Here is a 14,414-nt window from a genome sequence, read left to right on the forward strand (position 1 = left end):
GCGTTCTTAATTGGCAGTTTTCGTCTGAATTGTTATGCAATTTCGCTGGTTACTAAATCTAGCGACTGGACAATTAACGTCTCAGAAGTCGCCTCTAAAACGTCGATGTCGGATAAGGTGAGACAAGCAAGAATAGATCTTGTCACAGTACAAATTGAGATAATTACTTACTTTAGTCATTTAACAAGACAATTTTTCTTATTTGTATGTACTAAACAATCTGTCGCCAGTATCGGGGCCCTTACCATCAGAAATGACCTGAACCTTAGCTCCCTCATACTTGTTGTTTGATATTCGTACAGTATACAAATCGTAGCTTTTAAGTAATTCTGTCGAAGAACTTGGAATAACCGTTGTAACAAGTTTTACAGGGTTAGTATCTGGGAGTTGTTTCATCAGACCAAAAACGCTTTTCCCTGAATTTATTACTGCATCAACAATGATAATTTCTTTGCCTTGAACAAGTTCTAGATCTTCTCTAGAAACCTTATCATCATTAACGAAAATTATTGATACATTGCAGCCAAGCTGTTCAAGCTTGTCTGCAATGCCGTTACCAAAACACAAACCTGCTCGCATAAGAATCAATACAGCATAGTTCTGCTGTTGATTTGAAGATTTTGCTATTGGCTCTGCAATGATCTCTCCTAATTGATAATGTGCATTTCTGAGTTTGTAGCCCGTCGACATTGAACTGCTTTTACAAATCTTAATCAGTTGTTCAACACTATGCGTTTGGCAGCTTTCATTTAATATATACATGATTATACTTCTTCTAGTTCACCGCATTTTCAAGGTTATAAGACACCCCAATGTCAAATATTTGTTTAATATTTGTACACTCCACTCCAGTTAAATAAGATTCTACAGCTTTGTTTAGTTTTTCGTGAGCAATCAAATACCCTTGATCTGCTGCTTCTAACATTGGAATGTCAATCATAGAATCACCAATCGCTACTACGTGTTTACCTTTTTCTCTTAGTAAACTCGCTATTTCTTTCTTGAATAATGGAGTAACAAGGTATTCAAATTCTGATTTACAAGTGTTACCTAACAACACATCAAAAATTTTATACTTTTCATTAATTAAATTCCAAATATCGAATACACCTGATGTAACACCGATAACAATAGAGTCTTTCTGATTCATTAAATAGTCGAATACACTCTGGCTAAGGTTTATATTTTGTACAGTTTGAGTAACTGATTCTCCTATTTTTATAGGATTTTTACTTTTGTATAGATTCCAAACTTTAAAAATTGATATGAAGTATACCTATCATTTCTAAATATAGACTTTAACTCTTCTTTCTTTATTTCTAAATACCTACAAAAGTCATAAGTCCCATCATTAATTGAAACGGTCTTATCACAGTCAACAAGGATAATCTGAGTTGATTTATTTAGCAGCTCTTTATTTTCTTTATAAAAACTAAGAGCGGAGGTTTGATTACAAAATTTTGATAAATATGAGTCCAACCAAAAAGAAATAAATTTAACACTAGATTCAGTTTCTTCATCTAAGATAACTAGCTCTTTGTTGTGATTATTGCAGATTTTATCTAACTCGAATTTCTCAAACTTTTTCCAATTTCGTACTTGTTCTACAGTAATATCTAAGTTTCTCTTTTCTCCTGTGCTTTTTCTTGAAAATTCTACAATCAATTCTGATGGCGTGTCCAAATAGAAAAAGTGGTCGTAAACATTTTCATCCTGTTCAGTAAATACTACCTTATAATAATCACCATCTATAAAAGAATAATGGCCATCTACTAACACGAGATCGTATTCTGAATTTTTTTTATTCACAATCTCAGTGAATTTTTCTCGTAAAGTATTTTTGTTTGATTCATCGAGACTTTTAAAGGTTTTTTGGAACATTTCTTGAGCAAGAGCATTCAATGTCTTTGAACCTTCAATATGAATCGCAGTCAACAGAGTAGTTTCATGTAAATGGGCTATTACGTTCTTGATTAAATAGTCTTTACCAGCCCTAGATACACCATAGATAGCTAACTTCATCATTTAACCTCAACATACTTATCGTAGTAACATTCACCGTCCTCTAGAGGCTTCATCTTACCCATTTGAAACTCTAAATTTTCCAGAGCCATATCAAATGCACCATAATTATAATCTTCATTCCCATAGAACCTGCCACACGGATAGATACCACGTTTAGTGACGAAGATATTGGTTCGACCTACTCCACATAGTGTGCCATACATTGTACAGTCATATTTCTTTTTGTTATTTTCATCGAGTTGGCGCACCTCGAACTGACTACCTTTAAATTCTTCAAGTAATGATTGATATTCGTCTTTTGATACCGTCATAGTTTCATCGTGAGAGTCAAAAAGGCGTGAGAACGTTACATCTTTAAAGTTATTTTCTTCAAGATAACGTTTAAGTTTAGTTTTATTTGAGATTGTTCTATTATGTACAGTACAGTTTATAGGCGGCTTATGACCAAATTTAGACTCATACCTTTTGATACCTTTAATAACAACGTTATATTTTTCTCGACCTAGGTTATGAAGCTCTTCATAACCATCTAATGAAAAGCACATCTTTATCGAATCCTTGTGCTCAAAGAAAAAACTCATCATCTTATCAGTTAATATTGTTCCATTTGTTATGGTATAAAACGCTAACCGATCAAGATTGTTATTTTTTACATATTCGATAAGACCAACAATCTTTCTATATTGTAATATTGGCTCACCTGAACCGACTATCCCAACTTTGAACGTGTTCAGATTGTTAATTACTGCATAGTCATTTAGGTTTTTAGCTATTTTTATTAACTCATCAGTAGTAAATTCCTGTGGAACTCCACTTAACTTTCCGTTATCTTCATTATGAAAATGACAGTAAGCACACTTCAAGTTACATTTCTCTCCTAGTGAAATACAAGCTCGATCAATCACTTTAACTTTTCCTTGAATAATTCAAATATCGCACTACTTTTTGGATTGTTAGCGTCTAAATAGTCAATTGCAGTTTTGTTATCTCTACATCTAATCATTAAGTCGGTTCTGTTAATTAGCTTTTCCACCATTTTAAAATCGTGCTTAATGCAAGCCTTCATTAAAGGAGTGTAACCGTTATTATCTTGTTGGTTCGTACAAGAGTCGTGAGATAAAAAGTAATCTGCTGCTTGTAGAAAGCCGCTCCATGCAGCAATCATTAATGGTGTATTACCTGCATTTTTCCCTCCACTCCCGTAGTCAAAATCCGCTCCGTTTTCAACCAATAGCTTTATCACTTCAATTTTTTTTATCTGTGTGGCGTGGTGGATAGCTGAGAATCGGTACTTGTGCTTGTCCCTAACATCAAGATTAATTTCTTTTAGTGTAAGAAGGTATTTAATCATTGGGAGATCACGATTTCGTACAGCAGAAATTAGTGGTGTTAAGCCACTATCAGGACTATGAAAATTAACATCAACTCCTTGCATATCGAAATCCATAATTTGTTGAAGTTTCTTTCCTTTCACTAAAGAGCCGAACTCAATAGAGCGTACAACATCATAATCGTTGTCTCTGGTGTGGAACTTCTCTATGTACATATTGGGGGTAATTGCTGCTAGATTTCTTGGTTCTCTAGTCAAGAACTGAAAATAGATATCATCACTTAACAAATACACATCATCGTAAGGGCAGGCTTTAGATCTCTTGATTGCTACATCTGCGATCTTCTCATCATTGTTTCCATCGGTTTTGATGGTTTTTTCAATACGAAAATTGGCTTTCTTCTCAGTAATAGATTTCATTACCAACCAAGCTTTTTGTTTTGTAGAAGGGTTGCCCCTATCTTTCAAATTGTTCAATTCTGAGATGACTACTTCTGGTATCACTACTTCCTCGAAGAACTCTTCAAGTTCGTCAATGATCGAGGGTCTTTTGATCAATGCAGAAGTATCTACAACGATAACCTTCTTCTTGATTGAAGTGTTGCCGACTAACTCATCAGTTGAAGTTTTGAATATTTTCGATAGTTTGAGCAACTGGGACGAAGATGGCTCATTTTTCCCGTTTTCCCAATTTGATATCACAGGTCTAGCAACGTTAAGTTGTTCTGCAAGTTCTTTTTGAGACAGCTTTTGTTCATCTCTAAATGTTTTGATGTTCTTTCCTATTAGTTCTGTCAGCATAATTTACATTCTCATCCTTTTACTATGCAATCAGCGCCTTATGTGTATTGAAACATAACGGAGTGTTCGCATAGACACAAGAAACAAGTTGCGGATGTATAAATACTTTACAGCGTGTAACTATGCGTGACACGTTTTGGGGCTGGGATATCTAAAATTTCTCAAACAGATTCTGCGGAACTTTTATAAGAGCAGTAGAGGCTTCCATGTATTGCACTTCACAATCCAAAGTTAAGATATTTAATCCCGAATGAATCACATCAGTAAAATTGGGAAGAATAAAATTCAGTTACGGCAGGGGGATATTCCTACTGGAAACTAACTTTAGGGCGTAAGCGCTTCAGGGAGAGTGTTTTGAATGCTCTACCGAAAATTCTGCATCAAATTAACCTGATACCACGGAGCGAATATGCTTAGAATTGTTCAAAACTGTGCATCTAAGCCACCACAAAAAGCGGTGGCTGATTACGTTTTGAGATACCAAAAGTTATCCTTGAATAGCTAATTTAGCAAAGTCACTGACTCAGAATTGTCCATAAGTGATTCAGTGTGAATATGAATCACAACTCATATTTGGCTGTTAATGCAAGTAAAATTCTATTTCCTCCTCTTAAAAGAGAGTAATAAGGCGTTCCTTAAAACAAAAAAATCCCGCCGCAGCGGGATTTTTTATCGTCTATTTTTCTTTGCTGCACAAAGAATGCCTTTCAATTACGCCAGCAGTTCTTTGGCTTGTTTCACTACGTTCTCGGTAGTGAAGCCAAACAGTTTGAACAGCTCACCCGCTGGCGCTGATTCACCAAAGCTGGTCATACCGATGATGCGACCACCAAAGCCGACATACTTGTACCAGAAGTCGGCAATGCCCGCTTCAATCGCGATACGCTTAGTCACTGCCGCTGGCAGAACTGCTTCACGGTAAGCGGCATCTTGCTTATCAAATGCATCGGTGGATGGCATAGACACCACGCGAACCGCTTTACCTTCAGCGCTCAGTTGCTCGTAAGCGGCAACCGCGAGTTCCACTTCAGAGCCTGTCGCAATCAGGATAAGCTCAGGTTGACCTGCGCAATCTTTCAGGATGTAACCGCCTTTGGCGATGTTCGCGACTTGCTCAGCACTGCGTGGTTGCTGCGCGAGGTTTTGACGCGAGAAAATCAGCGCTGATGGCGCGTCTTTACGCTCAATCGCCAGTTTCCAAGCCACTGCCGATTCTACTTGGTCACATGGACGCCATGTGCTCATGTTTGGCGTCATACGCAGGGAAGCGATTTGCTCAACTGGTTGGTGGGTTGGACCATCTTCACCCAGACCAATCGAGTCATGGGTGTACACTTGGATGTTTTGCACTTTCATCAGTGCCGCCATACGCATGGCGTTACGCGCGTATTCCATGAACATCAGGAAGGTCGCACCGTAAGGCACAAAACCACCGTGCAGCGCGATACCGTTGATGATGGCGGTCATACCAAACTCACGCACACCGTAGTGGATGTAGTTACCAGAGAAGTCGCTTGCTTCTAACGACTTAGAACCCGACCACATGGTGAGGTTAGAAGGCGCTAGGTCGGCTGAACCGCCCATAAATTCTGGTAGCAATTTGCCGAACGCTTCCAACGCATTTTGTGATGCTTTACGTGATGCGATGTTGGCTGGGTTGGCTTGCAGTTCAGCGATGATTGCGCTGGTGGCTGCTTCCCAGTTGGCTGGCAGTTCACCGGCTACACGGCGCTTGTATTCCGCAGCTTCGGCTGGGTAAGCTTTCGCGTAAGCCGCGAATTTCTCATCCCAAGCCGCTTCTTTGCTTGCACCTGCTGTTTTGGCATCCCACTCGGCGTAGATGTCAGCCGGGATTTCAAACGGAGCGTATTCCCAACCCAAGAATTCACGGGCGGCTTTGATTTCATCGTTGCCCAGAGGCGCACCGTGACAATCGTGCGAGCCCGCTTTGTTTGGAGAGCCGAAACCGATGATGGTTTTGGTACAAATCAGCGTTGGGCGAGACGTTTCTGCTTTCGCCGCTTCAATCGCAGCGTTAATTGCATCTGCATCGTGGCCGTCAACCGCAGGGATCACATGCCAACCGTAGGCTTCAAAACGTTTTGGCGTGTCGTCTGAGAACCAGCCTTCCACGTGACCGTCGATAGAGATACCGTTGTCATCCCAGAACGCAATCAGTTTGCCCAGACCCAGCGTACCCGCCAGTGAACAGGCTTCATGCGAAATGCCTTCCATCAAACAGCCGTCACCCATGAATACATAAGTGAAGTGGTCAACGATGTCGTGACCCGGTTTGTTGAACTGCGCTGCCAGTGCTTTCTCTGCAATCGCCATACCTACGGCATTGGTGATGCCTTGACCCAGTGGGCCAGTAGTAGTCTCGATGCCTGGTGCATAACCGTATTCTGGGTGACCCGGCGTTTTTGAGTGCAGTTGACGGAAGTTTTTCAAATCGTCAATCGACAGCTCGTAGCCGCTCAGGTGCAGCAGCGAGTAAATCAGCATTGAGCCGTGGCCGTTAGACAGTACGAAACGGTCGCGGTCAGCCCAATTTGGGTTTTGTGGGTTGTGGTTTAAGTGTGAACGCCACAGCACTTCGGCGATATCCGCCATGCCCATTGGGGCTCCCGGGTGGCCAGAGTTAGCTTTTTGAACGCCGTCCATGCTCAGGGCACGGATAGCATTGGCAAGTTGTTTGCGATTCATAGTGTTACTCATTTCAATAAAGGAGGTTGAACAGAGTGCGTTCAACAAAAATAAAAAGCAGAAAGAAGCGAGCCGGAGCTCGCTTCAAAATCAGGATTACAGCTTAGCAGCGATCATCGCTTCCAGTTTGCCTTGGTCAACCGCGAAGTTACGGATGCCTTCAGCCAGCTTCTCAACGGCCATAGCGTCTAGGTTGTGTTCCCACAGGAATTCGCTGTGCGTCATTGGCGCAGGGCGAGCTTTCGTGCCTTGTGAATCAACCAGTTTCTCAACTACTTCACCTTCAGCGGCTTCAAGTTCAGCCAGTAGAGAAGGCGCGATAGTCAGGCGGTCACAACCAGCCAGTTCTAGGATCTCGCCGATGTTACGGAAGCTTGCACCCATTACGACAGTTTTGTAGCCATGCTCTTTGTAGTAGTTGTAGATCTTGGTTACTGACAGCACACCTGGGTCTTCATTTGCTGCGAAATCACGGCCTTCTTTGGCTTTGTACCAGTCCATGATGCGGCCAACGAAAGGAGAGATCAGGAACACGCCTGCTTCAGCACACGCACGCGCTTGTGCGAAAGAGAACAGCAGAGTCAGGTTACAGTTGATGCCTTCTTTCTCAAGAATTTCCGCAGCGCGGATGCCTTCCCAAGTTGAAGCCAGTTTGATCAGGATACGATCGTTGGTGATGCCAGCATCGTTGTACATTTTTACTAGCTGACGTGCTTTAGCAACGCTGCGTTCCATATCGTAAGAAAGACGTGCGTCAACTTCAGTAGAGATACGGCCCGGAATGGTTTTTAGGATTTCTTTACCGATGTTAACCGCCAGCATGTCACAAGTGTCTTGTACTTGTTGTGCTTTGTCGTTGCTTTGAGTTTTTGCGTAGGCGATAGCTTGATCAATCAGAGGTGCGTATTCAGCAATCTGCGCAGCTTTAAGAATCAGAGAAGGGTTAGTTGTTGCGTCTTCTGGCTGGTATTTTTTGATTGCATCAATTTCACCAGTGTCAGCCACTACTGTGGTCAGTTTACGAAGTTGCGCTAATTTATTGCTCATTTCGATTGTCCTATTTCGTTGGGCTTATCTGCCGATGAAGGTCAGATAGGGCAAGCAGTTGAATGACTCAATATCTCTATTGAAGAAGAGTGCGAGTCAGTAAATGCAAAATTTTCAGCGCCCGAACTTTTGCTCTGAACATTTGCTCGTTCGCTGAGTAAATGATGGAGCCATATTTATCTTATCTGTGGGGAAAGTCAATTCAACAACCCAGTTTATGACGCGTTGAACGGAGTTTTTTTCGCCCTGCGAAGCCCTTATTGTCATTAAATCGTTTGCTCAAATTTGAGGTGAACGGAAGTACCTCGATCTTGGTTGCTTATCTTGAGTGAGAAAATGTTATGACTAAGATCATTTGCTCACTTCTGAAAGATGAGTAACATAGCGCGCATTCTTGTTTTGAACACGAACTGTGTTTAGAACGCAACGCTGGTTTATAAACCATGTTTGTGGGACGGATAAAAAGTCGCTGCTACAGAAAGGATAGCACCATGAGTCAAATTCCAGAGATTTCGGTTGAAAGTACCGATCTGCTGACTGAAATCGCCGTCTCTTACTATCAAGATGGCGCAACACAGGAAGAGATTTCCAAAAAGTACGCGATCTCGCGGGCCAAAGTGGGTCGTTTACTCAAACAAGCCCGTGATGAAGGGATAGTCGAAATTACCGTGAAGTACCATCCGGTGTTTAGCGCCAAAATCGAGCAACGTTTGATTGAGCGTTTTGGTGTGCGCCGCGCCCTGATTGCGCTTGATCAGCCAAATGATGAAGCGCAGCGCCAACAAGTAGCGGGTTTGGTGTCCAACTATCTCACCAGTACGCTAAAAAACGGCATGGTGGTGACCGTTGGGCAGGGGCGTAATGTGTCGGCCGTAGCACACCATGTTGGGGTGATCACTCCACGAGATTGCAAATTTGTGTGCAGCATCGGGGGGATTCACCCACGCGGCGGCATGTTTAACGCCGACCATATTTGCCGCCAGCTAGCCAAAAAATACGGCGGCAGTTCGGAAACCTTGTACGCGCCGGCCTACGCAGAAAACCCGGAGCAGAAACGGGTGTTCATGCAAAATAGCACGGTGAAGCAAACGCTCGATCTTGCTCGTAAAGCGGACATTGCATTGGTCGGGATTGGGGATATGAGTGAAAACAGCTACATGGTTGACCTTGGCTGGTTTACGCCGGAAGAAGTGGTGCAATCACGCTTAAGTCAAGGTGTGGTCGGTGATTTCGCAGGGCATGACTTTTTTGATGTGCACGGACGCATCGCGAATACCGTGATGAATGACCGTGTGATTGGTTTGGGGATTGATGAGTTCCGCCCAATTGCCGAAGTGATCGCGATTGCGGCGGAAAACAGTAAACCGCTTGCTCTTTTGGGCGCACTGCGCACCGGTGCGATTGATGTGATCGCGACCAGTGTGAGTAACGCTTTGACCGTGCTCAACTTAGATGAGCAGATGCAAACGGCATTAAGTTCATAAGGTTGAATGAAATCGATGAAAAAGCGAGTCAGTTTTTAACACTGGCTCGCATGTTCTGCATGTTTTTTAGTCAAGTCTACGTAAATTTGCTGTATTGGAGGCAGTGAAACGGAGGCTCTAAATATGAAAAAAACAGTCATTGCTACCGCGTTATTTACTGCATTGTGCAGCCATGCGGTGCTCGCTAATCAACCTGTGGTCGCGGGGTATTTTGCCGATTGGCAATACGCCAATTCAGCCAATCCCTACGTTGTAAAAGATATTCCTGCCGAGAACCTGACTCATGTGATCTACGCGTTTTTGAGCATGTGTGGCCCGCACAAAGGCGCGAATGAAACGGTACAAAAACTGGTCGCTGAGCAGTGTAAAGGCAAGCCAGATTTCACCGCCATTGTGGTGGATACAGAAGCGGCGTTGGAGAAAGACTTTGGCGCAGTCAAAGTGAATGTTCCTTACAAAGGCCACTTTGCTCAGTTAGCACAGTTGAAAGCGGATCATCCACAACTGAAAATTTTGCCTTCCTTTGGTGGCTGGACCATGTCAGAGCCATTCCACGCAATGGCGAAAGATCCTAAATCGATCGAGCAGTTTGCCAAAACGGCAGCTCAGTTAATCGCGCAGTACGATTTCTTTGATGGTGTGGATCTCGATTGGGAATACCCCGGTGGCGGCGGCTTAACCACCTCACCTTGGAACCCTGAAACCAAGCTTAGCGATGAGCAAATGGCCACAGAAAAAGCCGCATTCACCCACTTAGTGAAAACTCTGCGTGCGGAATTGGATGCGTTAGGCAAAACTAAACAGCGTGAATATGAGCTTTCCACTGCGGTCGGTGTTGGCGCAAAAGCGGCGCAAATTGATTGGCCAGCCGCAGCGCCTTATTTAACCAACATGTTTGCCATGACTTACGATTACCTTGGCGGATGGGGGCCACAAACGGGTCACGTTACTAATTTGCACGCCACCGAACGTAGTTGGTGGGGAATGGGCTCGGATGTGTTTATTAATCAGATGATCGAGCTGGGCATCCCACGTGAAAAATTGGTGATTGGTGCGGCTTATTACGGTCGTGGCTGGCAAGGTACCAAAGAGTATGACGGTGGTTTGCCCACTGCGGAGCTAAGCTCCGAGCAGGGTGCGCAGTTTGGCACGACCGAAAATGGTTACTTCATGTATTGGGATTTGATGAATAACTACACGGCGCAGCAAGGCTATCAATATCATTATGACGAAGCCTCACACGCACCGTACTTGTGGAACCCTGAGAAGAAAGTCTTCATCAGTTTTGAAGATGAACGCTCGGTAGCCGCGAAAGCCAAATGGGCGAAAGAGCAAAAGCTCGGTGGTATTTTCACTTGGGAACTCTCTGGCGATCCATCTGGCAAGCTGACTCAAACCATGTTTGAATCGATCAAATAATATTGTTGGGTACACAAAACAAAGGCCACTTCAGTGGCCTTTATCTCCTTCCTACTTAAAGCTGCAGCGGTGTTGGCTGCGTTCACTCACCCCAATCACATAGTTTGTCTATGCTCATGGGGAGTCACTCACTTGCCGCCTACCTGCAACTCCAAGTAGTTTGGGTATATTATTTCTAATGTTTGTATGTTTAGACATTACTCAATCGGCAGATCTTGCCGTTGTCCCCATTCTGTCCACGAACCATCGTAAACCGAGAGGTTTTGATAGCCGCACACATACGCCGCGAGCAGCACAATACATGCGGTCACGCCTGAGCCACAGCTAAACAGATATTCTTGGGCGGTGTCGGGCAACATATGAGTCAGTAGCGGGCGTAGCTCGGCTTGCTCTTTTAGCTTGTGACCAGTGATGAGTTCTGCAAAAGGCAAGCAGGATGAGCCGGGAATATGCCCACTGCGCACGCCGGGGCGAGGTTCTGGCACTTCACCGAAAAAGCGCGCTAATCCGCGAGCATCAATGGTTTGGCTATGTGGATTATCGATCTGTTTGAGAACATAACTCGCATCAACAAAGGCTTGTGGGTTGAGTTTGCCGTCAAAGTTCCCTTTTGTTGTGGGTTCACGATAGTTTTGAGTGACGTTGTAACTCTGAGCCTTCCATTCGGTTAATCCGCCATTGAGGATATACACCTTGTGATGTCCCATGGCTTTGAACATCCACCATGCTCGGGGAGAGGCAAACGTGCCGCTGTTGTCGTACACCACAATAAAGGAATCTTGGTTGATACCCAGTTCGCGAGCGAGAGTGTTAAAGCGCTCCTCAGAAGGCATCATGTGCGGCAAGGGCGAATCAGGGTCGCAAAAGACTTTGTCGTAATCAAAGCGCTGCGCATTAGGGATCTTGTTGACCCAATCTTTTTCAGACTCGGTTGGAATTTGAAACTCGATGCTGCTATCGAGGATCACCAAATTGGGGTCGTGCAGATGTTGTTGCAGCCATTGCGCCGTGACGAGTGGGGAAGTCATTGTTATTCCTTATTTTTGTGATTACACAATACGTTGACCAATACGCCACAGAACATCACTCGGGTCAACCAAACAAAACTCCAGCATGCCCCAAGGTTGAGTGACTAAATTGGTCACTTTGCTTTCAAAACGCTCTTCGAGTTGCAAAGTTTTGACGTGATCGAACCAGCTTTGCGCATCTTCCACTAACAGATGCATCATAGTATTCCCTTGATGTGGGCGCTGATGGGTGTTTTGCAGCAAAAAAGCGCATTGACCTAAACGCAAATAAGCCACATCGCCAAATTCTGAAATCAGTTCAAAACCGAGGGATAAGTAAAACTGTTTGGAGGCAGTAAAGTCCTGAGCAGGAACAAAGGATTTGATTTCAAGCACATCGAGATTGGGCATAGCGACTCTCCTTAACACATCAACTGAGGTAACTGTAGCGACCTTTATGATGCTGAACCAGCGAGCCACCCACAGTTTTGGCGGCAGAAGAATGGCAACACCCCAAAATTGGAGTGTTGCCACACTCTATCTGTTCTCAAACATTTAGCTCGGTCACTCTGATGTATGACAGACAGGACACTGAGGAAGTTTCATCAGGTTCATTTCTCGCCATGTCATGCTCATCGCATCAAGGATCAAGATCTTACCTTGCTTAGGTGTACCTAATTCAGTCAGCACCTTAATGGCTTCCATTGCTTGAACTGCACCAATAATGCCTACCACCGGAGCCATCACACCCGCTTCAACGCAACTGAGTGCCGATGAGCCGAATAGGGCGCTTAAGCATTGATAGCAAGGCTGCGCGGGATCTTGATACATAAACACGCTCACTTGGCCTTCCATGCGAATTGCTGCACCGGAAACCAGCGGTGTTTTGTGCTTAAAGCAGAGGCGATTGAGCTGATTGCGTGTGTCGACATTATCGCAAGCATCCAGCACCAGATCGTGGCGTGCAATCAGCGCGTCCAATTCGTCATCACTCAAACGTGCTTGGATCGTTTCAACCTGCAGATGCGGATTGAGTAGATGTAGCGAATCGGCGGCCGAATCGACTTTCGCGCGGCCAATATCCGCATCATGGTGTAGCACTTGACGCTGGAGGTTAGAGAGTTCAACCACATCATCATCAATTAAAGTGATGTGACCGACACCCGCCGTTGCTAGGTATTGGCTACTCGCACAGCCTAAACCACCCGCACCGAGGATCAGTATTGAGCTCTGCTTTAGCTTCTCTTGTCCTTCAAAATCAAACGCTTTGAGAATGATCTGTCGGTTGTAACGCAGCATTTCTGCATCGCTGAGAATATCCACCATCACTCCTAGTACAGGGTTGGGTTAAACAGTTGGATTTGAACTGTTTCGCCGACTTCCACGCGCCCACGTTCACGCTCAAGCACCACAAAGCAGTTAGCCAAGCTCATCGATCGGAATGCGCCAGAGCTTTGGTTGCCTGTGCTTTCCACCACGAATTGGCCATTTTCAATGCGGTAAATGCCGCGTTGGAAATCAGTACGTCCCGGTGCTTTTTTAAAGGGGCTGCGCGTGATCGCCGGGATAGATTCTGGGGCTTGCCAAGCACTGTGTCCCGCTAATTTGGCAAGCATAGGTTGCACGAGCACGTACATGGTCAGTACGGCAGAAACAGGATTGCCCGGTAAACCGCAAAACCATGCATCCTGCAATGCACCAAATGCAAAAGGTTTACCTGGTTTGATCGCCAGTTTCCAAAAGCCGATTTCACCCAGCTCTTCCAAAATATCTTTGGTGTAATCGGCTTCACCCACGCTGACACCGCCGGAGGTGACCACCACATCTGCCAAGCTTTGCGCTTGCTCAAACGTGGCTTTCAGAGTTGCAGGGCAATCTGGCACGATGCCGAGATCAATCGCTTCGCAGCCGAAGTTTTCAATCAGCGGTTTAATGCCGTAGCGGTTGCTGTCGTAAATTTGTCCGGCTTGCAGCGGTTCACCGAGTGGTTTGAGCTCATCTCCGGTGGAGAAAAACGCGACTTTCGGTTTGCGATAGACGGTGACATGGCTAATGCGAGAGTCGCAATCATCGGAATATCACGTGCGGTTAAGCGCGCGCCGCGTTCCAGCACCACATCGTTTTGGCGGATGTCGTCACCCGTCGGGCGGATGTTGTCATTGAGTTTGACCTCATGCTGGCAGAACACCACACCCTCTTCAGTGATGGTCGCTTGCTCTTGCATGATCACGGCATCACAACCGGCGGGAATTTGTGCCCCAGTCATGATGCGCACGCAAGTCATCGGTGGCCATTCAGCGTCAAAAGGCTGACCCGCAAAAGATTTTCCCGCTACGGGCAGCGGTTTTTGTTGTGCCAATTCTGCGCGTCGTACGGCATAACCATCCATCGCTGAGTTATCAAACGGTGGCACATGAATGGGCGATAAGATCGCCTCGGCGAGCACATAGCCGAGCGCCTCAGGCAGAGGCAAACGTAAAGTGGTTTGCACGGGTTGAATACGTGACAGCATTTTCTCAAGCGCATCTTCAATCGGCATTAAGCCGGGAGCATCGCAACAGCCCATCGGGAATGTCCTATGTTGTTGTTCTTTTG

The 14,414-nt window shown here is 44.9% G+C and carries 12 protein-coding genes and 1 pseudogene; 2 read left to right on the forward strand and 11 right to left on the reverse strand.

From position 1 onward, the window contains the following. Nucleotides 1–198: 198 nt before the first annotated feature. From D908_RS05325 to tal, 7 genes are all read right to left on the reverse strand, one after another. Nucleotides 199–762 (reverse strand): phosphoribosyltransferase, encoded by a 564-nt coding sequence (locus D908_RS05325; RefSeq protein WP_005525882.1) that lies wholly within the window; start codon nucleotides 760–762, stop codon nucleotides 199–201. Between the two features lie 13 nt (nucleotides 763–775). Beyond that, nucleotides 776–1,150, reverse strand: coding sequence for an HAD hydrolase family protein (locus D908_RS05320; RefSeq protein WP_005525884.1), 375 nt, complete (start codon nucleotides 1,148–1,150; stop codon nucleotides 776–778). A 68-nt stretch (nucleotides 1,151–1,218) separates the two neighbouring features. Then, a complete protein-coding gene (locus D908_RS05315; RefSeq protein WP_032467667.1) occupies nucleotides 1,219–2,025 on the reverse strand; it encodes an AAA family ATPase in 807 nt (268 codons plus the stop codon). After that, nucleotides 2,022–2,930 (reverse strand): radical SAM protein, encoded by a 909-nt coding sequence (locus D908_RS05310; RefSeq protein WP_005525887.1) that lies wholly within the window; start codon nucleotides 2,928–2,930, stop codon nucleotides 2,022–2,024. Before D908_RS05310 ends, D908_RS05315 begins: the two co-directional genes overlap by 4 nt. Further along, nucleotides 2,927–4,156 carry an ankyrin repeat domain-containing protein gene (locus D908_RS05305; RefSeq protein ID WP_005525890.1) on the reverse strand — a complete coding sequence of 410 codons (1,230 nt, stop codon included), beginning with the start codon at nucleotides 4,154–4,156 and terminating at the stop codon, nucleotides 2,927–2,929. Before D908_RS05305 ends, D908_RS05310 begins: the two co-directional genes overlap by 4 nt. A gap of 711 nt (nucleotides 4,157–4,867) precedes the next feature. Further along, on the reverse strand, nucleotides 4,868–6,862 hold the full coding sequence (gene tkt, locus D908_RS05300; protein ID WP_005525892.1) for a transketolase: 1,995 nt from the start codon (nucleotides 6,860–6,862) through the stop codon (nucleotides 4,868–4,870). A gap of 96 nt (nucleotides 6,863–6,958) precedes the next feature. Further along, nucleotides 6,959–7,909: a transaldolase gene (gene tal / locus D908_RS05295; protein ID WP_005525893.1), complete on the reverse strand. Its 951-nt coding sequence runs from the start codon at nucleotides 7,907–7,909 to the stop codon at nucleotides 6,959–6,961. Nucleotides 7,910–8,400: 491 nt separating this feature from the next. Here tal and D908_RS05290 point away from each other — a divergent pair, with 491 nt between their 5' ends. Together D908_RS05290 and D908_RS05285 are read left to right on the forward strand one after the other, a co-directional pair. Beyond that, nucleotides 8,401–9,393 (forward strand): sugar-binding transcriptional regulator, encoded by a 993-nt coding sequence (locus D908_RS05290; RefSeq protein ID WP_000078371.1) that lies wholly within the window; start codon nucleotides 8,401–8,403, stop codon nucleotides 9,391–9,393. A gap of 123 nt (nucleotides 9,394–9,516) precedes the next feature. After that, nucleotides 9,517–10,812 (forward strand): glycoside hydrolase family 18 protein, encoded by a 1,296-nt coding sequence (locus D908_RS05285; RefSeq protein ID WP_005525898.1) that lies wholly within the window; start codon nucleotides 9,517–9,519, stop codon nucleotides 10,810–10,812. A gap of 197 nt (nucleotides 10,813–11,009) precedes the next feature. Here the strand turns inward: D908_RS05285 and sseA are convergent, their stop codons facing one another. From sseA to moeA, 4 genes and pseudogenes are all read right to left on the reverse strand, one after another. Continuing rightward, nucleotides 11,010–11,840, reverse strand: a complete 831-nt coding sequence (sseA, locus tag D908_RS05280; RefSeq protein WP_005525901.1) for a 3-mercaptopyruvate sulfurtransferase — start codon at nucleotides 11,838–11,840, stop codon at nucleotides 11,010–11,012. A gap of 21 nt (nucleotides 11,841–11,861) precedes the next feature. Further along, the gene (locus D908_RS05275; RefSeq protein ID WP_005525904.1) at nucleotides 11,862–12,230 is read right to left on the reverse strand and encodes a VOC family protein; all 369 of its coding nucleotides are present in this window, start codon (nucleotides 12,228–12,230) and stop codon (nucleotides 11,862–11,864) included. 153 nt (nucleotides 12,231–12,383) lie between these two features. Beyond that, complete coding sequence (gene moeB / locus D908_RS05270) at nucleotides 12,384–13,142, reverse strand: molybdopterin-synthase adenylyltransferase MoeB (protein ID WP_032467682.1); 759 nt, start codon at nucleotides 13,140–13,142, stop codon at nucleotides 12,384–12,386. 8 nt (nucleotides 13,143–13,150) lie between these two features. After that, nucleotides 13,151–14,385: pseudogene (gene moeA, locus D908_RS0119715) on the reverse strand (molybdopterin molybdotransferase MoeA). Nucleotides 14,386–14,414: the final 29 nt, after the last annotated feature.

The organism is Vibrio mimicus CAIM 602 (assembly GCF_000338875.1).
Taxonomy (GTDB): domain Bacteria; phylum Pseudomonadota; class Gammaproteobacteria; order Enterobacterales; family Vibrionaceae; genus Vibrio; species Vibrio mimicus.